At 64.6% G+C, this 19,447-nt stretch carries 19 protein-coding genes; 11 read left to right on the top strand and 8 right to left on the bottom strand.

Features of this window, described 5'->3' with window-relative positions:
• Window positions 1-35: 35 nt before the first annotated feature.
• Window positions 36-3,254: a bifunctional proline dehydrogenase/L-glutamate gamma-semialdehyde dehydrogenase PutA gene (putA, locus tag RT131_RS05855; RefSeq protein WP_313171097.1), complete on the bottom strand. Its 3,219-nt coding sequence runs from the start codon at window positions 3,252-3,254 to the stop codon at window positions 36-38.
• A gap of 292 nt (window positions 3,255-3,546) precedes the next feature.
• On the opposite strand from putA, the gene RT131_RS05850 reads away from it, so the two are divergent.
• From RT131_RS05850 to RT131_RS05825, 6 genes are all read left to right on the top strand, one after another.
• Entirely contained in the window at window positions 3,547-4,020 is a 474-nt protein-coding gene (locus RT131_RS05850) for a DUF2244 domain-containing protein (protein WP_313171350.1), read from the top strand.
• A gap of 17 nt (window positions 4,021-4,037) precedes the next feature.
• Window positions 4,038-4,979, top strand: a complete 942-nt coding sequence (coxB, locus tag RT131_RS05845) for a cytochrome c oxidase subunit II (protein WP_313171095.1) — start codon at window positions 4,038-4,040, stop codon at window positions 4,977-4,979.
• A 62-nt stretch (window positions 4,980-5,041) separates the two neighbouring features.
• Window positions 5,042-6,652 carry a cytochrome c oxidase subunit I gene (ctaD, locus tag RT131_RS05840; protein ID WP_313171094.1) on the top strand — a complete coding sequence of 537 codons (1,611 nt, stop codon included), beginning with the start codon at window positions 5,042-5,044 and terminating at the stop codon, window positions 6,650-6,652.
• 11 nt (window positions 6,653-6,663) lie between these two features.
• Window positions 6,664-6,801 (top strand): hypothetical protein, encoded by a 138-nt coding sequence (locus tag RT131_RS05835; RefSeq protein ID WP_313171092.1) that lies wholly within the window; start codon window positions 6,664-6,666, stop codon window positions 6,799-6,801.
• Complete coding sequence (locus RT131_RS05830) at window positions 6,798-7,388, top strand: cytochrome c oxidase assembly protein (protein ID WP_313171091.1); 591 nt, start codon at window positions 6,798-6,800, stop codon at window positions 7,386-7,388. The genes RT131_RS05835 and RT131_RS05830 overlap by 4 nt, the downstream gene beginning before the upstream one ends.
• Before the next feature lie 22 nt (window positions 7,389-7,410).
• Window positions 7,411-8,286, top strand: a complete 876-nt coding sequence (locus tag RT131_RS05825) for a cytochrome c oxidase subunit 3 (RefSeq protein WP_313171089.1) — start codon at window positions 7,411-7,413, stop codon at window positions 8,284-8,286.
• Window positions 8,287-8,331: 45 nt separating this feature from the next.
• Here RT131_RS05825 and RT131_RS05820 read toward each other — a convergent pair whose 3' ends face one another.
• Window positions 8,332-8,550: a twin transmembrane helix small protein gene (locus RT131_RS05820; RefSeq protein ID WP_282268147.1), complete on the bottom strand. Its 219-nt coding sequence runs from the start codon at window positions 8,548-8,550 to the stop codon at window positions 8,332-8,334.
• Window positions 8,551-8,607: 57 nt separating this feature from the next.
• On the opposite strand from RT131_RS05820, the gene RT131_RS05815 reads away from it, so the two are divergent.
• The 4 genes from RT131_RS05815 (at window position 8,608) to cyoE (ending at window position 12,259) form a co-directional block, all read left to right on the top strand.
• On the top strand, window positions 8,608-9,342 hold the full coding sequence (locus RT131_RS05815; RefSeq protein ID WP_313171086.1) for an SURF1 family protein: 735 nt from the start codon (window positions 8,608-8,610) through the stop codon (window positions 9,340-9,342).
• Window positions 9,343-9,612: 270 nt separating this feature from the next.
• Window positions 9,613-10,188: a hypothetical protein gene (locus RT131_RS05810; protein ID WP_313171084.1), complete on the top strand. Its 576-nt coding sequence runs from the start codon at window positions 9,613-9,615 to the stop codon at window positions 10,186-10,188.
• Between the two features lie 10 nt (window positions 10,189-10,198).
• Window positions 10,199-11,362 (top strand): COX15/CtaA family protein, encoded by a 1,164-nt coding sequence (locus RT131_RS05805; protein WP_313171083.1) that lies wholly within the window; start codon window positions 10,199-10,201, stop codon window positions 11,360-11,362.
• A 3-nt stretch (window positions 11,363-11,365) separates the two neighbouring features.
• Window positions 11,366-12,259, top strand: coding sequence for a heme o synthase (cyoE, locus tag RT131_RS05800; protein WP_313171082.1), 894 nt, complete (start codon window positions 11,366-11,368; stop codon window positions 12,257-12,259).
• A 228-nt stretch (window positions 12,260-12,487) separates the two neighbouring features.
• On the opposite strand, the gene RT131_RS05795 is transcribed toward cyoE, so the two are convergent.
• From RT131_RS05795 to rpsU, 6 genes are all read right to left on the bottom strand, one after another.
• Entirely contained in the window at window positions 12,488-13,474 is a 987-nt protein-coding gene (locus tag RT131_RS05795) for a bile acid:sodium symporter family protein (protein ID WP_313171080.1), read from the bottom strand.
• Between the two features lie 18 nt (window positions 13,475-13,492).
• Window positions 13,493-13,984, bottom strand: a complete 492-nt coding sequence (locus tag RT131_RS05790) for a sulfur transferase domain-containing protein (protein ID WP_313171078.1) — start codon at window positions 13,982-13,984, stop codon at window positions 13,493-13,495.
• A gap of 18 nt (window positions 13,985-14,002) precedes the next feature.
• Entirely contained in the window at window positions 14,003-15,739 is a 1,737-nt protein-coding gene (gene dnaG / locus RT131_RS05785) for a DNA primase (protein WP_313171076.1), read from the bottom strand.
• 117 nt (window positions 15,740-15,856) lie between these two features.
• A complete protein-coding gene (locus tag RT131_RS05780; protein ID WP_313171074.1) occupies window positions 15,857-16,759 on the bottom strand; it encodes a YihY/virulence factor BrkB family protein in 903 nt (300 codons plus the stop codon).
• Window positions 16,760-17,416: 657 nt separating this feature from the next.
• Window positions 17,417-17,863 (bottom strand): GatB/YqeY domain-containing protein, encoded by a 447-nt coding sequence (locus RT131_RS05775; protein WP_313171073.1) that lies wholly within the window; start codon window positions 17,861-17,863, stop codon window positions 17,417-17,419.
• A gap of 143 nt (window positions 17,864-18,006) precedes the next feature.
• Window positions 18,007-18,222 (bottom strand): 30S ribosomal protein S21, encoded by a 216-nt coding sequence (gene rpsU, locus RT131_RS05770; RefSeq protein WP_002808376.1) that lies wholly within the window; start codon window positions 18,220-18,222, stop codon window positions 18,007-18,009.
• 126 nt (window positions 18,223-18,348) lie between these two features.
• Between rpsU and tsaD the strand changes: the two genes are divergently transcribed.
• The gene (gene tsaD / locus RT131_RS05765) at window positions 18,349-19,380 is read left to right on the top strand and encodes a tRNA (adenosine(37)-N6)-threonylcarbamoyltransferase complex transferase subunit TsaD (RefSeq protein ID WP_313171071.1); all 1,032 of its coding nucleotides are present in this window, start codon (window positions 18,349-18,351) and stop codon (window positions 19,378-19,380) included.
• Window positions 19,381-19,447 lie beyond the last annotated feature (67 nt).

The following is a 19,447-nucleotide window of genomic DNA, read 5'->3' as shown; positions in this document are numbered from 1 at the left end:
GCGCGGGGTTTTTCTCAATCACGCCACTGCTGGAATCAATCGCCCAGGGTCAGCAGCGAGGCGTTGCCGCCGGCGGCGGTGGTGTTCACCGTCACCGTCTTTTCGGTGGCAAAACGCAGCAGGTAGTGCGGGCCGCCGGCCTTGGGGCCGGTGCCGGACAGGCCCTGGCCGCCGAACGGCTGCACGCCGACCACGGCGCCGATCTGGTTGCGGTTGACGTAGACGTTGCCGACGTTGACGCGCGAAGCGATGCGATCAACGGTTTCGTCGATGCGCGAGTGCACGCCCAGGGTCAGGCCGTAGCCGGTGGCGTTGATCTGATCGATCACCGCATCCAGCTGATCGGCCTTCCAGCGGATCACGTGCAGCACCGGCCCGAAGATCTCCTTGTGCAGCTGGTTCAGATCCTTCAGCTCATACGCGCGCGGGGCGAAGAAGGTGCCGTGCGCGGCGGCTTCGGACAGCGGTGCGGCAGCGATCAGGCGGGCTTCGGCGTCCATGCGCACGGCGTGATCCTTGAGGATCTGCAGTGCATCGGCGTCGATGACCGGGCCGACGTCGGTGGACAGTTCGCCCGGATCGGCAACCTTCAGTTCGGCCATCGCGCCGGACAGCATGCCCATCACCTTGTCGGCGATGTCGTCCTGCACGAACAGCACGCGCGCTGCCGAGCAACGCTGGCCGGCGGAGGTGAAGGCTGAGCCGATCGCATCCTTGACCAGCTGTTCCGGCAGCGCCGAGGAGTCGGCGATGAAGGCGTTCTGGCCACCGGTCTCGGCGATCAGCACGCCGATGGCGGCATCGCGTGCGGCCATCGCGCGGTTGATGGCGCGGGCGGTCTCGGTGGAGCCGGTGAAGGCCACGCCGGCCACGCGCGGGTCGGCGGTCAGTGCGGCACCGACGGTGGCGCCATCGCCCGGCAGGAACTGCAGCACGCCTTCCGGCACGCCGGCATCCAGCAGCAGCTTCACTGCGTAGTAGCCGATCAGGTTGGTCTGCTCGGCCGGCTTGGCGATGACGCTGTTGCCAGCGGCCAGGGCAGCGGCCACCTGGCCGAGGAAGATCGCCAGCGGGAAGTTCCACGGGCTGATGCAGACGAAGACGCCACGGCCGTGCAGCTGCAGCTCGTTGCTTTCGCCGGTCGGGCTGGGCAGCTTCTCGGCGGTGCCGAACTGCTCGCGCGCCTGCTTGGCGTAGTAACGCAGGAAGTCCACCGCTTCGCGCACTTCGGCGACGCCGTCGGGCAGGCTCTTGCCGGCTTCCTTCACGCACAGCGCCATGAACTCGGCGATGCGGGCTTCCAGCTGGTCAGCGGCGTGCTCGAGGATGGCGGCGCGGCTGGCGGCCGGGGTGCGGTTCCAGGCTGGCTGTGCGGCGACGGCATTGGCCAGCGCCTTCTGCACGGTGGCGGCATCGGCAGCCTGCCAGTGACCGACGACCTGGCGGTTGTCGGCCGGGTTGACCACCGGCTGCGACGGCGTGCCCGGGGCCACGCCCTGCACCAGCGGCGTCGCCTGCCAAGGCTTGATGGCGGCGTTGAGCTGCTCAGCCAGGGCGCGCAGTTCGTTGTCGTTGGCGAGGTTGATGCCCATGGAGTTGGTCCTGTCGTGGTTCTGGCTGCGCAGCAAATCAACCGGCAGCGGGATCTTGGGATGCGGGATGGAGGCGAACGAAGATACGGCTTCGACCGGATCGCGGATCAGGTCGTCGATGGACACGTCTTCATCGGTGATGCGGTTGACGAAGCTGGAGTTGGCGCCGTTTTCCAGCAGGCGACGCACCAGGTAGGGCAGCAGGTCTTCATGCGAGCCGACCGGCGCGTACACGCGGCAGGGCACGTTCAAACGGTCAGCCGGAATCACCTCGGCATACAGGTCATCACCCATGCCGTGCAGCTTCTGGTGCTCGTACACGCCGCCCTTGGCAATCTGCTTGATCGTGGCGATGGTGGCCGCGTTGTGGGTGGCGAACATCGGGTAGATCGCATCGGCATGGCCGAACAGGCGCTTGGCGCAGGCGATGTAGGACACGTCAGTGTTCTGCTTGCGGGTGAACACCGGGTAGCCGGGCAGGCCTTCGATCTGCGCGCGCTTGATTTCCGCATCCCAGTACGCGCCCTTGACCAGGCGCACCTGCAGCTTGTGGCCGATGCGGCGGGCCAGGTCGGCGAGGTAATCAATCGTGTACGGCGTGCGCTTCTGGTAGGACTGCACGACGATGCCGAAGCCCGCCCAGCCCTTCAACGAGGCATCGCTGACCACGCGCTCGATGATGTCCAGCGACAGTTCCAGGCGGTCGCTTTCCTCGGCGTCGACGGTGCAGCCGATGCCATAGGACTTGGCCAGCTGCGCCAGTTCCAGAACGCCCGGTACCAGGTCCTTGAGCACGCGCTCGCGCTTGGCATGTTCGTAGCGCGGGTACAGTGCCGACAGCTTGATCGAGATGCCGTGCGAGGTGGTGACGTCGCCATCGGCCTTGCCGCCGCGGGCGATGTTGTCGCTGCCGATCGCATGGATGGCGCGGCGGTAGTCTTCCAGGTAGCGCAGCGCGTCCTTCATGGTCAGCGCGCCTTCGCCGAGCATGTCGAAGGAGTAGCGGTAGTTGCTGTTGTCGCCCTTGTGCGAGCGCGCCAGCGCTTCGTCGATGGTGCGGCCCATGACGAACTGGTGGCCCATGATCTTCATCGCCTGGCGCACGGCCAGACGGATCACCGGCTCACCGACGCGGCCGATCAGGCGCTTGAAGGCGCCGTGCACGTCGCGCTTGGTGGCATCGGCCAGGTCAACCAGGTGACCGGTCAGCATCAGGCCCCAGGTGGAGGCATTGACCAGCACCGAGTCGGACTGGCCCATGTGGCGCTTCCAGTCGGCTTCGCCCAGCTTGTCGCGGATCAGCTTGTCGGCGGTTTCCTGGTCCGGAATGCGCAGCAGGGCTTCGGCCACGCACATCAGCAGCACGCCTTCCTCGCTGCCCAGGTCGTACTGGCGCATGAAGGCTTCGATCGCGCCCTGGTTCTTGGCGCGTGCGCGCACGCGGCGCACCAGGTCGGCGGCGGTGGCCTGTACCTGTGCCTGTTCGGCAGCGGGCAGGCGGGCCTGTTCCAGCAGCTCGCGCACGTGGCTGGCTTCGTCCTTCAGCCATGCATCGGTGATGGCCTGGCGCAGCGCGGATGGCGCCGGCGGCAGCTCGGGCGTCAGCAGCGGCGGGGCCGCTGACGTAGGGGAGGCGACATCAGGAGAAGGTGTTGCGTTCATGCGCTCGGCCACAGTTGGATTCGGCCATTTTAATCTTCGGCGGCGGATTTCCTAGTCCCCTGCGGGCGTCCGTTTGCAGGGTGAAAGCACTGGCCTGTGGGCGCTTTTGCAATATTCAGCGAGGTGATTTTGATTGTGCCGATTCCGTCATCTAAATCGACGTGCTTGGACGATATCGGCACAGTTTTGATGTGCACTGCAGCATTGATGACGATGATGAATGGAAGCTTGCCGGGCGAGCGTGGGCAGGGCTACCATCGAACTCGATTTCCGCGGTATGGACGCGGCTGCGATGATCCAGGTGCTTCGGCAAGGTTCCGATGGCTCAGGGACGCAGTTGTTACTGCACCCCCCACGGGCACTCAGTGCTCGGCAGTTCGTCCAGTTGTTTGCGGCGTTGGCTGGGTTGATGGCGTTCTCGGCAGGCTTGGGTTGGTTGTCCGGAAACGTCTTGGCACCCGTCTTCGCGTTGTTGCATGGCTTGCTGGTGGCTGCTGCCCTGCGCGCATGTTGGCGCAGCAGCAATCGCCAGGAAGAGATCCGGGTAGGACCGGACTGCGTGGAAGTAATTCCCGCAACCGGAGTTTCGCCGGTGTTCCATGCGCACCCTTATTGGGTGCGGGTGGTGGCCGGGAAGGAACGGGTCCTGCTGGTTTCCAGCGGCAAGTGGGTGGAAGTGGGGAGTTTCCTCGCGCCCGTGGAACGTCGGGAACTTGCGGTGACACTTGAAGGCTTGCTCGCGGCCAGCAATGGCAGCAACCGATGACGTCAAGGGTCTAGGCAATGAAGCAAAGCAGCGTGTGGGGCGCGAAGTTGAAACACGGTTTGGCAGCGGCAGCGATGATGCTGTCGGCGCAGGCAGCATGGGCGCAATCGGCCGATCCCAAGGAATGGCAGCTCAATATGGGCAAGGGCGTCACCCATACCTCGCGTATGGCGTGGGACGCACATATGGTGGCCTTGTGGGTATGTACCGTCATCGGTGTGCTGGTGTTCGGCGCCATGGCCTATGCCATCTTCAAGTTCCGCAGGTCCAAGGGGGCGGTGGCCAAGCAGTTCAGCCACAACACCAAGGCGGAAATCATCTGGACCGTCATCCCGATCATCATCCTGGTAGTGATGGCCTGGCCGGCCACGGCCAAGCTGATCGCCATGTACGACACCCGCGATTCCGAGATGACGGTGAAGATCACCGGCTATCAGTGGATGTGGAAGTACGAATACCTGGGTGAAGACGTCGCCTTCACCAGCCGCCTGGACCGCAAGTCCGACGAAGTGCGGCAGAGCGGCAGCGTGCCGACCATGGCCAGCGATCCGCATTACCTGTTGGACGTGGACAACCCGCTGGTGCTGCCGGTGGATACCAAGGTCCGTTTCGTCATCACTTCCGATGACGTCATCCACGCCTGGTGGGTGCCCGCTCTGGGCTGGAAGCAGGATGCGGTGCCGGGCTTCATCAACGAGCGCTGGACCAACATCGAAACCGAAGGCGTCTACCGCGGCCAATGCGCGGAGCTGTGCGGCAAGGACCATGGCTTCATGCCGATCGTGGTCAAGGCCGTGTCCAAGGACGAGTTCAAGTCCTGGCTGGCCTCGCGCAAGCCTGCGCCTGCCGCGCCTACCGAGGCTGCGCCCGCACCTGCTGCCGAGCCGGCACCTGCGGCTACGCCGGCTGCAACCCAACCCGACGCTACACCCGCCGCAGCTGCGGCGGCCGGTGCCTGATACCACTGCGTGCCGGTGCTGCCGGCGCGATGCCTGAAAACGGATAAAGAGGTGTAGTTGCAATGGCGAATACCGCAGTGGACCACTCCGATCACCACGGGCACCAACAGGGCTTCTTCGAGCGCTGGTTCTTCTCCACCAATCACAAGGACATCGGCACGCTGTACCTGCTTTTCAGCTTCACGATGTTCATCGTCGGCGCGGCGATGAGCGTGGTGATCCGGCTGGAGCTGGCGCAACCCGGCCTGCAGTTCGTCAAGCCGGAGTTCTTCAACCAGATGACCACCGTGCATGCACTGGTGATGATCTTCGGTGGCGTGATGCCGGCCTTCGTCGGCCTCGCCAACTGGATGATCCCGCTGCAGATCGGCGCGCCGGACATGGCGCTGCCGCGCATGAACAACTGGTCGTTCTGGCTGCTGCCTGTGGCCTTCGGCATGCTGCTGGTGACCCTGTTCCTGCCCGGCGGTGCGCCGGCCGGTGGCTGGACGCTGTATCCGCCGCTGTCGCTGCAGGGTGGCTACAACGTCGCCTTCAGCGTGTTCGCCATCCACGTGGCCGGTGTCAGCTCGATCATGGGCGCGATCAACATCATCGCCACCGTGCTCAACATGCGCGCGCCGGGCATCGACCTGTTGAAGATGCCGATCTTCTGCTGGACCTGGCTGATCACCGCCTTCCTGCTGATCGCGGTGATGCCGGTGCTGGCTGGCGCGGTGACCATGCTGCTGACCGACAAGTTCTTCGGCACCAGCTTCTTCAACGCCGCCGGTGGCGGTGACCCGGTGATGTACCAGCACATCTTCTGGTTCTTCGGTCACCCCGAGGTCTACATCATGATCCTGCCGGCGTTCGGCGTGGTCAGCGAGATCCTGCCGACCTTCAGCCGCAAGCCATTGTTCGGCTACCAGGCCATGGTCTACGCCACCGCCGCCATCGCCTTCCTGTCGTTCATCGTGTGGGCCCACCACATGTTCACGGTGGGCATGCCGCTGGGTGGCGAGATCTATTTCATGTTCGCCACGATGCTGATCTCGATCCCGACCGGGGTGAAGGTGTTCAACTGGGTCAGCACGATGTGGGAGGGCTCGCTGACGTTTGAAACGCCGATGCTGTTCTCCATCTCGTTCGTGATCCTGTTCACCATCGGTGGTTTCTCCGGCCTGATGCTGGCGATCGTGCCGGCCGACTACCAGTACCACGACACCTATTTCGTGGTGGCGCACTTCCATTACGTGCTGGTGACCGGCGCGGTATTGGCACTGATTGCTGCGGTGTACTACTGGTGGCCAAAGTGGACCGGCCGCATGTACAACGAGTTCTGGGGCAAGTTCCATTTCTGGTGGACGATGGTGTTCGTCAACCTGCTGTTCTTCCCGCAGCACTTCCTTGGCCTGGCCGGCATGCCGCGGCGTATCCCGGACTACAACCCGGTGTTCGCCGATTGGAACCTGATCAGCTCGATCGGTGCGTTCGGCATGTTCGCGACGCCGTTCATGATGGCGGCGATCCTGCTGGCCTCGCTGCGCAACGGCAAGCGCGCCGAAGCACGTGCCTGGGAAAGCGCCAAGGGCCTGGAATGGACCATTCCGTCGCCCGCGCCGGCGCATACCTTCACCGTGCCGCCGGTGATCAAGCCGGGTGACCTGGCACATGATGACGTGACGCACTGAGGAGGCTGGCAATGAGCAGCAATGAACATTTCCAGGCTGAAGAATTGGCCTTGCGCAGGCGCCGTTCGCGGCGCACCGCGCTGATCGTTGGCCTGATCGCGGTAGCGGTCTATGTCGGCTTCATCCTGTCCGGGGTGCTGGCGAGTTGACCACGCCGACGCCCGCACCCAAGCCGAACGCCGGCCTTGGCCGGCTGATCGGCGTGGCCTTCGCGGTATTCGTGCTGACCTTCTCGTTGGTGCCGCTGTACCGCATCGCCTGCGAAAAAGTGTTCGGCGTACGCCTGGAGCGTGGCGCGACCACGCATGAAACCAACGCGCACGCGGCGAGTGGCAAGCGCACCGTGCGGGTGGAGTTTGATGGTGGCGTCAATTCCAAGCTGCCGTGGGCCTTCCATCCGGAGAAGCTGACGATGGACGTGGTGCCGGGCGAGTTGAACGAAGCCCTGTACTTCGCCCGCAACGACAGCGACCGCGCGCTGGTTGGCAGTGCGGTGCCGTCGGTGGCGCCGGCACGCGCCTCGGGCTACTTCAACAAGACCGAATGTTTCTGCTTCACCGCGCAGACCCTGCAGGCCGGTGAGAAGCGCGACATGCCGGTACGTTTCATCGTTGACCCGGACCTGCCGGCCGACGTCAACACGATCACCCTGTCCTACACCTTCTACAAGAATGATGCGCTGACCGAACGCCTGGCCCCGGCAAACGCCGCGGCCGCCGCACACGCAGCTCCCTGATCACGGACCCGGAAGCAACGCCATGGCCCATAACACGCCTGATCCCAACGTCTACTTCGTGCCAAGCAGCAGCAAATGGCCGTTTGTAGGATCGATCGCGATGCTGGTGATGATGGTCGGGGTGGCCAGTTGGCTCAACGACGCCAGCTGGGGCCGCTGGACCTTCTTCACCGGCGTGGCGATGCTGGTGTTCACCCTGTTCCTGTGGTTCGGCGATGTCATCCGCGAATCGGTGGGCGGCAATTACAACCGCCAGGTCGACGGCTCGTTCCGGATGGGGATGATCTGGTTCATCTTCTCCGAGGTGATGTTCTTCGCCGCTTTCTTCGGCGCGCTGTTCTACACCCGCAACATGGGCCTGCCCTGGCTCGGCGGTGAAGGCCATGGCGTGCTCACCAATGAATACCTGTGGGATGGCTATTCGGCAGCGTGGCCGACCAACGGCCCGGCCGACATCGGTGGTGCCTTCCAGACCATTCCGGCCTGGGGCCTGCCGCTGCTCAATACGCTGATCCTGCTGACCTCGGGCGTGACCCTGACCATCGCCCACCACGCACTGAAGGCGGGCAACCGCAAGCAGTTGCTGATCTGGCTGGGTGCGACGGTGGTACTGGGCTGCGTGTTCCTGTTCTTCCAGGCCGAGGAATACATCCACGCCTACAAGGAGTTGAACCTGACCCTGGGCTCGGGCATCTACGGTTCCACCTTCTTCATGCTGACCGGCTTCCACGGCGCGCACGTGCTGCTGGGCACGATCATGCTGACGGTGATGTGGTTCCGCGCCGCCAAGGGTCACTTCACCCGTGACAACCATTTCGGTTTCGAAGCAGCCGCCTGGTACTGGCACTTTGTCGACGTGGTGTGGCTGATGCTATTCCTGTTTGTCTACGTGCTGTAACAGGTGTCAGCAGCCGCGCTGCATGCAGTGCGGCTGCTGCGATGTTCAACCGCCAACACCATGCGGCTTGATCCAGCCCATGTAGATGCTCAGGGCAACCAGCAGGATCAGCACCACTGACAGCGCGATACGCCGCGTCAACGCATTGACCGTCCGTTTGGTCTGGCCGCGATCGATCATCAGGTAATAGAGGCCGGCTCCAAGATTCCAGACGATGACGATCAAGAACGCGATTACCAGCAAGGTCTTCAACGAATCATTCATGCGTGGCTCGAAGGGTGGAAGGGCAGTGCTATATCACCCGCTTGGCGGCAGCTTGTCATGACGCGACAGCACACAGCGATCTTGGGTTGGCTGGTGGCGGTGCTGGTGGCGGTCGTGTTCTGCGCCTTGGGCGGCTGGCAGCTGCAGCGCAAGCACGAAAAAGAAACCCTGCTTGCGCAATTGCCGCCCAGCCGCGACGCCGCGCTCAGCCTGCCCCAGGCCGCCGCCGCCCCGGATTCCCTGCATTGGGTGCGTGACCAGCTGCAGTTCCTGCCCGGCAGCGTGCTGCTGGACAACCAACTGCGGGAAGGTCGCGCTGGCATCAAGGTCTACCAGCCTGCGCGCGCTGCCGACGGAGCCGTCGTGCTGATCGATCTGGGCTGGCTGCCGCTGCCTGCGGACCGCAGCATGCCCATGATCAGCGCAGAGCAGGGCACGCAGGCGCTGCAAGGGTTGTGGGCGCCTGCGCCTGCCACTGGCATCGCCTTGGGCCCTGCATTGACTGCCGGCAAGCAACCGCAGACCTGGTTGGCGACGCGGATGGATCTGCCCGCTATTGCCACGCAGTTGGGCCTGGGTGCTGACGCGCTGGCGCCCAAGGTGCTGCGATTGGACCCAGCTTTACCGCTGGGCTATGCGCGCGATCTGGACCTGCTTCCCAATACCTTGCCGCCTTCGCGGCACCTTGGCTATGCGGTGCAATGGTTCGCGATGGCCTTGGCGGTGTTGTTGATTGCGCTGGTATTGCAGTTCAAGAAGCGCAGGAAGGCGGGAGCTGGAAATGGGGGATAGGTTGGAGCTGTTTGGAAGGCAAAGCCAAAGCCAAAGCCAAAGCCAAAGCACCCCTCCCCAACCCTCCCCTGCGCGACGCGCAAGGGAGGGGGCAGAGCGCTGCGCCGTCGCTTTGAGCCTTGCTCCTGCCGTTGCCGCTGAATTTCCCCCTCCCTTTCACCGAAGGTGAAGGGGAGGGCCGGGGCGGGGTGCTTTCAGCCTTTGCTCTTGCCTCCGCTACTGCTTTTGCGAATCCCCAATCCCGCCCCCCCCCCATTCCCGGCCTTGACCATGAACGCACTCACCCCCGACCAGCTCGCCACCCGCAACCGCGGCCGCCGGGTATTGCTGTTGATCTTCGCCATGTTCTTCGGCTCGATGGCGTTGGCCGGCATCCTGCGCTTCTCCGGTTGGACGCCGCAGATCAACCGCCACCACGGCGAGCTGCTGCAGCCGGCGCTGGACCTGCGCAGCGAACAGCTGCACCTGGCCAACGGCCAGGCCTACGACTGGAATCCGGGCGAGCGCCACTGGCGCATCCTGCTGGCGCCGCCGGCTGACTGTGCGCCGGCCTGCGTCACTTTGTCGCAGCAATTGGACAAGGTGTGGCAGTTGTTCGGCCATAACGCGGATAATGTCGAGATATTGTGGCTGGGCACGCCGCCTGAGCAGGTGGCCGCCATGCCGGCACTGAAGGTGCTGCAGCCCCAGCCTGCGTTCCGGGGCAAGCTGCCGGGGGTGGATGACCCGGCCGGTATCCCGGTGTATATGATTGATCCCAATGGCTTTGTGGTATTCCGCTATGCGCCGGGTTTTGAACCGGGTGGATTGCGGGCTGATCTATCCAAGCTGTTGAAACTGATGTGAGTTCCGTTCGATGAATGCCTCCGCGCGTCCGGCGCTGTACCGCAATTTCCACCGACTGGCGTGGTTCGCACTGATCATGACGGCGAGCACCATCATGTTCGGCTCCTTCGTGCGCCTGTCCGACGCCGGCCTGAGCTGCCCGGATTGGCCTACCTGCTATGGCCGCGTCACCTGGCCGCAGACCCAGATGGAAGCCGCCCAGCACGTGGCCAGCGAGATCCGCCCGCTGGAAACCCACAAGGCCTGGCGTGAGCAGGTGCACCGTTTCCTGGCCGGTCTGCTCGGCGTTGAAGTGCTGACCCTGGCCTTGCTGGCGGCACGTCGGCGCAAGCACGGCATCGCCCAGATCGTCACCGCCTCGGCGCTGGTCGCGCTGGCGATACCTTTGTATATGCGCGGCGAGCATGTGGCCTCCAGCGTGCTGGCGATTGGCGGTGAAGCGATCCTGCTGCTGGCGGCGCTGCGCTGGTCCAACATCGATCTGGCGCGCGCTGCCGTGCTGACCTTGGCGGTGGTCGTGTTCCAGGCCCTGCTCGGCATGTGGACGGTCACCTGGCTGCTCAAGCCCATCGTGGTGATGGGCCATCTGCTTGGCGGCATGCTGATGTTCGGCATGCTGGTGTGGATGGCGTGGAAGGCAACGCATCTGCCGATCACCCTGGCCGAGGCACCGCGCCTGCGCTGGTGGCTGCGCGGTGCGGTTGCCCTGGTCGTACTGCAGATCGCGCTCGGTGGCTGGGTCAGCGCCAACTACGCGGCGCTGGCCTGCGGCGGTGGCAGTGCCTCGCTGGACAACTTCCCGCGCTGCGTCAGCCAGTGGTGGCCGCAGCAGAACTACACGGAAGGCTTCACCCTGTGGCGCGGTATCGGCGTGGATTACGAAGGCGGCGTGCTGGATGGGGCCTCGCGTATCGCCATCCAGATGGCGCACCGGATGTTCGCCGTGTTGGTGGCGCTGTACCTGTTGGTGCTGTCGGTGCGCATGTTCCGTTTGCCGGGCATGCGCGGTTGGGCAACTGCGGTCATCGTGCTGTTGCTGCTGCAGGTCACGTTGGGTGTTCTCAACGTCAAGCTGGCGCTGCCGCTGGCCGTGGCGGTGATGCACAGCGGCGGTGCGGTTGCCTTGTTGTTTGTATTGGTCACGCTGCTGGCGCGGCTGCGCGCCCCGGAGTGAATGATGCGTACAACATGGCGTGATTACTGGGACCTGACCAAGCCGAAGGTGGTGGCACTGATTGTGTTCACCGCCCTGGTCGGCATGTGCCTGGCCATTCCGGGCCTGCCGACCATCGCGCAGGTGGTGACCGGCCTGCTCGGTTTCCTTGGCATCTGGCTGTCGGCCTCGGCCGCTGCGGCGATCAACCAATTGCTGGATGCCCGCATCGACGCGCAGATGGCACGTACGTCCTGGCGCCCGCTGGTGGTCGGCAAGGTCTCGCCGCGGCAGGTGCTGGTGTTTGCCGGCGCGTTGACCGCGCTGTCGATGACCATCCTGGTGCTGTGGGTGAACGTGATCACCGCGGTGCTGACCTTTGCCTCGCTGATCGGCTATGCGGTGATCTACACCGTCTACCTGAAGCGCGCGACCTCGCAGAACATCGTCATCGGCGGCCTGGCTGGGGCGACGCCGCCGCTGCTGGGCTGGGCGGCGATCACCGGCATGCAGGGCAGCTCGGATTGGGCCTACGCCTCGCTGCTGGTGCTGATCATCTTCATCTGGACCCCGCCGCATTTCTGGGCGCTGGCGATCTTCCGCCGCGCCGACTATGCCAAGGCCGAGATCCCGATGTTGCCGGTCACCCACGGCGTGCCGCATACCCGCAAGCAGATCCTGGCGTACTCGGTGGTGCTGGCGGTGGTGACGCTGCTGCCGGCGGCCATTGGCATGAGCGGCATGTTCTACCTGGGCGGGGCGACGGTGTTGAACATCGTCTTCCTCTGGTACGCCTGGAAAATGCAGAACCCGCCGGACGAGATGTTCAACATGAAGATGTTCGGCTATTCCATCGTCTACCTGATGGCGCTGTTCGCCTTCCTGCTGGTCGACCATTGGCTATTGCCCTGGTTGTGATCAAGCAATGAAAAGGCCGGCATTAGCCGGCCTTTTCATTTGTATGCCGCCATGCAGCTGTGCTCCCTCCCTTTGCCGCAGGCAAGGGGAGGGCTGGGGAGGGCTGGGGAGGGCTGGGGAGGGGTTAGCTCTGCTTTGCTTCATGTAGTGCCGAGCCATGCTCGGCAAGAGGCTTTACCAGTAAGGCCTCTGCCGAGCATGGCTCGGCACTACCAACTTCGGTGTCGATCATTGTTGCGTTGTTCCGGCGTTCTGCTTCGCATACCGCTGCGCCACCACCGAGCAGACGATCAGCTGGATCTGGTGGTAGATCATGATCGGCAGCACGATCGCGCCGAGGCTGCCACCGGCAAACAACACCTTGGCGATCGGCACGCCGGTGGCCAGGCTCTTCTTGGAGCCGCAGAACATGATGGTGATCTGGTCGGCGCGGTTGAAACCCAACCGCCGTGCCAGCCAGCTGATGCCCGGCATGGCGATGGCCAGCAATACGATCGCGACCAGTGCGGCAGTGAGCAGGGACAGTGGCGGGGTCTTGCTCCACAGGCCTTCGCTGACCGATTCGCCAAAGGCGGCGTAAACCACCAGCAGGACGGTGCCCTGGTCGGTGTAGCGCAGCAGGGCACGGCGCTTTTCAATCCAGCCACCTATCCACGGCCGCAGCAGATGGCCGAGTACGAACGGCACCAGCAGCTGCAGCATGATCGCGCCCACTGCATGCAGTGGGTTGGCCATGCCGCCTTGCGAGCCAGCCAACACGGTCATCAACAGTGGGGTGAGGAATACGCCAAGAATGCTCGACAGCGAGGCCGCGCACACTGCTGCCGGCACATTGCCGCCGGCGATGGAAGTGAAGGCAATCGAGGATTGCACGGTCGAGGGCAGTGCACACAGGAACAGCACGCCGATGTAGAGCTCGGGCGTCAGCGCCCAGCCGGCCAACGGCTTCGTTGCCAGCCCCAGTAGCGGGAACAGTACGAAGGTACAGACCAGGATGGTGATATGCAGGCGCCAGTGCAGCAGCCCGGCAACGATGGATTCGCGTGGCAGGCGTGCACCGTGCAGGAAGAACAGCGCGGCAATGGCGACGTCGGTGAAGTGGTCGAACCCCCTGGCGGCGGCGCCGGTGAGTGGCAGCACGCTGGCCAGGACGACGGTGGCGAGCAGGGCGAGGGTGAAGTTGTCCGGTCGCAGTCGCGACCACCAGCGGGTCATGTCGGCAATGCCTCCTGATCAGGGGGTGGGAGTTTCCAGGGCGGCGCGTACGGCCGGTTCCAACGAGGTCATGCCGGCGTCGCGGCCCAGTGTGAGCGCATCCTCCGCCGATGCGCCGTTGATGCGGGCGTCAATCACCGACAGCAGTGCGCCGGCGCGATTGGACGAGGCGCAATGCAGCAGGGTCTTGCCGTCGTCCTGCTTGAGCAGGCGATGCAGCGTGCGCGCGTTGGCTTCGGTGATGTCACTGGCACCCGCGATTGGCAGGCGCACATAGCGCAGGCCGAGTTGTTCGGCCAGGGCCGCTTCGTCGTAGCCGCGATCTTCATCGGGCCGGCGCAGGTCGATGACGGTGGTGACGCCATTGGCGGCAGCGTCGCGCAGTTGCTGCGCGCTGGGCTGGCCGGCGGTGATCAGATTGGGGCGTGGCTGCCGAAACGTCGCATCACCGGCAAAGGCGTTGGCGGAGAGCAGCAGTGTGAGGAGCAGTGGCAGGCGGTAGGGGGACATGCGGATGCTCCGTTGTTCTCACAGACGCAGGGTGGCGCGGGCCTTGAGCAGCTCGCGCAGTTCGTATTTGTCGGTATCGTCCAGGCCTTGCTGGCGTTGTTTTGCCTGCAACTCGTCCAGACGCTGGGCCAGCAGTTGCTTCTCCAGCTGCAGCACGGCGTCCTGCAGTTCCTGTGCCCACATCGCTTCATCGCCGGGCAATGCCTGCGCGGCCAGCTTGTGCAATGCGGCCTGTTCTTCGCGCTCGTTGAAGTGTTCGAGCAGGGCGCCAGTGCTGATGTCGGGGCGCTGCTGCACCAGGTTCAACAACTCGACCAGCAGCTCGATGCCGGGCAGGCGCAGGCCACCGATGGCGTGATGGCCTTCCAGGCTCATCGCCAGTGAGGGCTGCTGCAGCAGGATGGCAATGGCGGCACGCACCAGGCTGCGCTTCTGCGCAGGCACCGCGTTGTTGCGCATCGGTGGCCGCGCTGCAGGTGCGGCGGCTGTTGCCGTGCTGCCGATGCCGGTCAGGCGTGCCAGCTCCTGCTTCATCAGGTCGCCGAAAGCGCCATCGGGAATCTGCGCCAGCATCGGCTTCGCACGTTCGGCCAGGCGTGCCTTGCCGTCCAGCGTGCCGAGATTGATCTCGCGGCTCAGCTCGTCGAAGAAGAACTGCGACAGCGGCGTGCCCTGCTTGAGCCGGGCATCGAAAGCATCGGCACCTTCCTTGCGCACGATGGTGTCCGGGTCCTCGCCATCGGGCAGGAACAGGAAGAAGGCCTGGCGGCCATCCTTCATGCGCGGCAGCACCGACTCCAGTGCGCGCCAGCCGGCACGGCGACCGGCGGCATCACCGTCGAAGCAGAAGTACACATCGGGCGCGTTGCGGAACAGCAGCTCGGCATGGTCGGGCGTGGTCGCCGTGCCCAGCGTCGCCACCGCCTGGGTGACTCCGAACTGGAACAGGCTGACCACGTCCATATAGCCTTCAACCACGATCAGGCGTTCGATCTTCTGGTTGGCCTGGCGTACCTGCCACAGGCCGTACAGTTCGCGGCCCTTGTGGAACAGCGCGGTTTCCGGCGAGTTGAGGTACTTGGGGCCGTCGTCCTTCTGCATGACGCGGCCGCCGAAGGCGATGACACGGCCACGGCGATCGAAGATCGGGAACATCACCCGGTCGCGGAACTTGTCGTAGACGTGGCCGCGGTCGTTCTTGGAGAACAGGCCGACGCGTTCGAGCAGCTTCATGCGCCGCTCGTCCTTGCCCAGCGCGTCCTTCAGCGCGCTATAGCCATCCGGCGCATAGCCGATGGAGAAGCGCGCGCGGGTATCGGCATCCACGCCACGGCCATCGAGGTAGGCGCGGGCCTTTTCGTTGCCTTCCAGCTGCTTCTGGAAGAAGCGGGTGGCGGCATCCAGCGCCGAGTACTGGTCGCGGCTGTCGTCCTGCTGCTGGGGTGTGCGTGCGTTGGTTTCGCGCGGGATTTCCATGCCCACGCGCTTGGCCAGTTCATCCACCGCATCGAGGAACTCGAGGCGGTCGTAATTCATCAGGAAGCTGATCGCGGTGCCGTGCGCGCCGCAACCGAAGCAGTGATAGAACTGCTTGGTCGGCGAGACCGTGAACGAGGCCGAGCGCTCGTCATGGAAGGGGCAACGCGAGGCGTATTCCTTGCCCTGGCGCTTGAGCGGCACACGTGAGCCCACCACTTCGACGATGTCGGTGCGGGCCAGCAGGTCGTCAATGAACGCGTCGGGAAGTCGGGCCATGCGGCAAATGAACAGCGCCGCCGGTTGGCGGGGCGCGATGAAAGGGGGGAAGGGGAGTGTACTAGGCTGGGCTGGTGCTGGCTGGGGAGGGGTGGCTTTTTGCTTCTGCTCTTGCCGTCAGTCCAAAGCCCCAACATCCACCTTGGCCTCAGATGCCGCCTTGCGCCGCGCATACGCCCGCTCATCGATCACCGCAGTGATCAGCGCGCCGCCGAAGAACACCACGCTGGCGTAGTAGATCCACACCAGCATGATCACCAGCGTGCCCATCGAGCCATAGGCGCTGCCTGGCGCTGCGTTGGCGATGTATAGCCCGATCGCGTAACGGCCGAGGGTGAACAGCACCGCGGTGATGACGCCGCCGAGGAAGGCCTGGCGCCAGTCCACCGGCCGGTCCGGCAGGTAGTGGTAGAGGAAGGCGAAGCCCAGTGCGTACAACAGCAGGGTGGTCACATAGCCCACCGCCGGCAGCGCCGAGGGCAGGTGCGAGAAGATCACCTGCAGGGCGGTGGTGGCCACCATCGACACGATCAGCAGGAAGCCCAGTGCCAGCACCACGCCGGCCGAGAACACCCGCTTCTTCAGCCAGCCGAGGATGCCTTCGAAGCGCTTGGAGTCGGTACGGAAAATCAGGTTCAAGGCTGCCTGCAGTTGGGCGAACACCACCGTGGCGCCGATGAACAGCAGGACCAGGCTCCAGATGCCGGCAAACGAGCCCAGGTCGGGCTGGGCACTGGCGTTGGTGATCACCGTGCGGGCGACCTCGGCGACGCTGGCGCCTGCCAGCGAGCCGATCTGGTCGATAAGTGTCTCCTGCGCTGGCGGGTACAGTGAGGCGGTCAGCCACAGCAGCAGGACCAGCAGCGGCGCCAGTGACAGCAGGGTGTAGAAGGCCAGCGATGCCGCCTGGGTCATCACGTCGGTTTCGACGAAGCGGCGCACCAGCGCGGCCGGCAGGCTCTGCTGCAGCAGCTCCAGCCGGGATTTGAACGAATGCAGGGTGGGGCGGGTTACAGGCATCGGTTGGATCGTGTGAAGTCAGGTGTCTGTTCTAGCAAAGCCGGGCTTCGGGGCGGGTGAATAGGTGTCCGTAGTGCCGAGCCATGCTCGGCAGAGGCCTTCCCGGCAATGCCTGACGATGTGGGGGGCATAAGCCGCGAAGCCACATCCACGTCAGAAGCGGTGAAGCCAACCCCTCCCCAGCCCTCCCCTTGGCCTGCGGCCAAAGGGAGGGGGCGTAGTGCCGAGCCATGCTCGGCAGGGGCCTTCCCGGCAATGCCTGACGATGTGGGAGCGGCATCAGCCGCGACGCTGGATCCAGATCACAAGCGGTGAAGCCAACCCCTCCCCAGCCCGTCCGGCCCGAAGACATAGCCTTCGGTCGTTCATCAGGTCGCGCGGCAGTGCCGCGCAAGCAGACCTTCTTCACCCCCTTGGCTTGCGGCCAAAGGGAGGGGGCGTAGTGCCGAACCATGCTCGGCAGAAGCTTTCCCGGCAATGCCTGACGATGTGGGGGCGGCGTCAGCCGCGAAGCCACGGATTCATCAGATTGCAGGCAGGTCGGTGATTCCAGTACTGCCAGCTTCGCGGCTGACGCCGCTCCCACAAAAGACGGAAGGGCAAAAACAACAAAGCCCGCACTTGGCGGGCCTTGTCGCGCAAACCTGGCAGCTGCAATCAGCCAGCCAAAGCCTGCTTGACCAGCTTGGACACCAGGCCCATGTCAGCCTGGCCTGCGAGCTTGGGCTTGAGCACGCCCATCAACTTGCCGATGTCGGCGGCGCTGCTGGCACCGGTTTCGGCCTTGGCGGCGGCAATCGCCGCCTGGATCTCGGCTTCGCCCATCTTGGCCGGCACGTAGCGCTCGATCACCACGATCTCGTCACGCTCGACCGCGGCCAGGTCTTCACGGTTGGCCGCTTCGTACTGGGTGACCGAGTCCTTGCGCTGCTTGACCATCTTGTCCAACACGGCGATCACGTCGGTGTCGGTCAATTCGATGCGCTCGTCCACTTCGCGCTGCTTGATGGCGGCATTGATCAGGCGGATCACGCCCAGCGAGTGCTTGTCGCCGCTCTTCATGGCGGCCTTCATGTCTTCGGTCAGCTGTTGCTTCAGGCTCATGGAGCACCTCTTTGGGTCGGGAATATGGGAAAAGACGTCAGCATTGCTGGCATCTGGAACGCAAAAAGCCGGCTACGCTTGCGCGTGCCGGCTTTCACCCCAGTACGGAAGGCCGGAGCCCCCCGTTCAGGAGTTGCGTACGATCAGTACAGGCGCTGACGCTTGGTGACGTCGCGCGAGGAACGACGCAGCTGGCGCTTTACGGCAGCAGCGGCCTTGCGCTTGCGTTCCTGGGTCGGCTTTTCGTAGAACTCGCGCTTGCGGGTCTCGGCCAGTACGCCGGCCTTTTCGCAAGTGCGCTTGAAGCGGCGAAGAGCAAACTCAAAGGGCTCGTTCTCGCGGACTTTAACGCTGGGCATGGAATCTCCGGGGACTCAGTAGAAAAACCGGGACACACCCGGTGAGCCGCGCATTATAGTCCCTTTGCGCAGCCGTGCAACCCCCGGGATTTGGCGGGGGCGTCAGAGAGGTCCACAATACGCCTTATGAAAGTCCTTGGCATTGAATCATCCTGCGATGAGACCGGCGTAGCCGTCTACGACACCTCGCTTTCCGGGGCGGCCGCGCTGCGCGCGCACGCCGTCTACAGCCAGATCGCGCTGCACGCCGAGTATGGCGGGGTGGTGCCGGAGCTGGCCAGCCGCGACCACGTGCGCAAAACCCTGCCGCTGATCCGGCAGACCCTGGACGAAGCCGGCATCGCCATCTCCGAGATCGAGGGCGTGGCCTATACCGCCGGCCCGGGCCTGGTGGGGGCGCTGCTGGTCGGCGCCGGCGTGGCCCGGTCGCTGGCCTGGGGCCTGGATGTGCCGGCTATTGGCGTACATCACATGGAAGGTCACCTGCTGGCCCCGCTGATGGAGGACGACCCGCCGGAGCCGCCGTTCGTGGCCCTGCTGGTGTCGGGCGGCCACACCCAGTTGATCGCGGTGGACGCCATCGGCAAATACCGTCTGCTGGGCGAAACCCTCGACGATGCCGCCGGTGAGGCCTTCGACAAGACCGCCAAGATGATGGGCCTGCCGTACCCGGGCGGTCCGCAGCTGGCCAAGCTGGCCGAGATCGGCACGCCGGGGCGCTACAAGTTCACCCGGCCGATGACCGACCGGCCGGGGCTGGACTTCAGTTTCTCCGGCTTGAAGACCCAGGTGCTGATGGCCTGGCGCGACAGCGACCAGAGCGAACAGACCCGCGCCGACATCGCCCGTGGCTTCGAGGACGCGGTGGTCGACACACTGGTGATCAAGTGCGGTCGCGCGCTGGATGCGGCCGGCTGCGACGTATTGGTGGTGGCCGGCGGCGTCGGCGCCAACAAGCGCCTGCGCGCCAAGCTGCAGGACGATGCCCAGCGCCGCGGCGGTCGGGTCTGCTTCCCGCGGCCGGCACTGTGCACCGACAACGGCGCGATGATCGCCTTCGCCGGTGCCCTGCGCCTGCAAGCGGGCCAGCACGGTCCGGCCGAGATCAAGGTGACCCCGCGCTGGGACATGGCGTTGTTGCCGCCCTTGCAGCGCTGACAAGCAGCTCTGCCGTGCCCGTCCACGGCAGGCTCAGTCTGCTGCCGTTACCATGTCGTATTCATTC

The organism is Stenotrophomonas sp. (assembly GCF_032066555.1).
GTDB lineage: Bacteria > Pseudomonadota > Gammaproteobacteria > Xanthomonadales > Xanthomonadaceae > Stenotrophomonas.
This window is presented reverse-complemented; position numbering and strand designations above follow the sequence as displayed.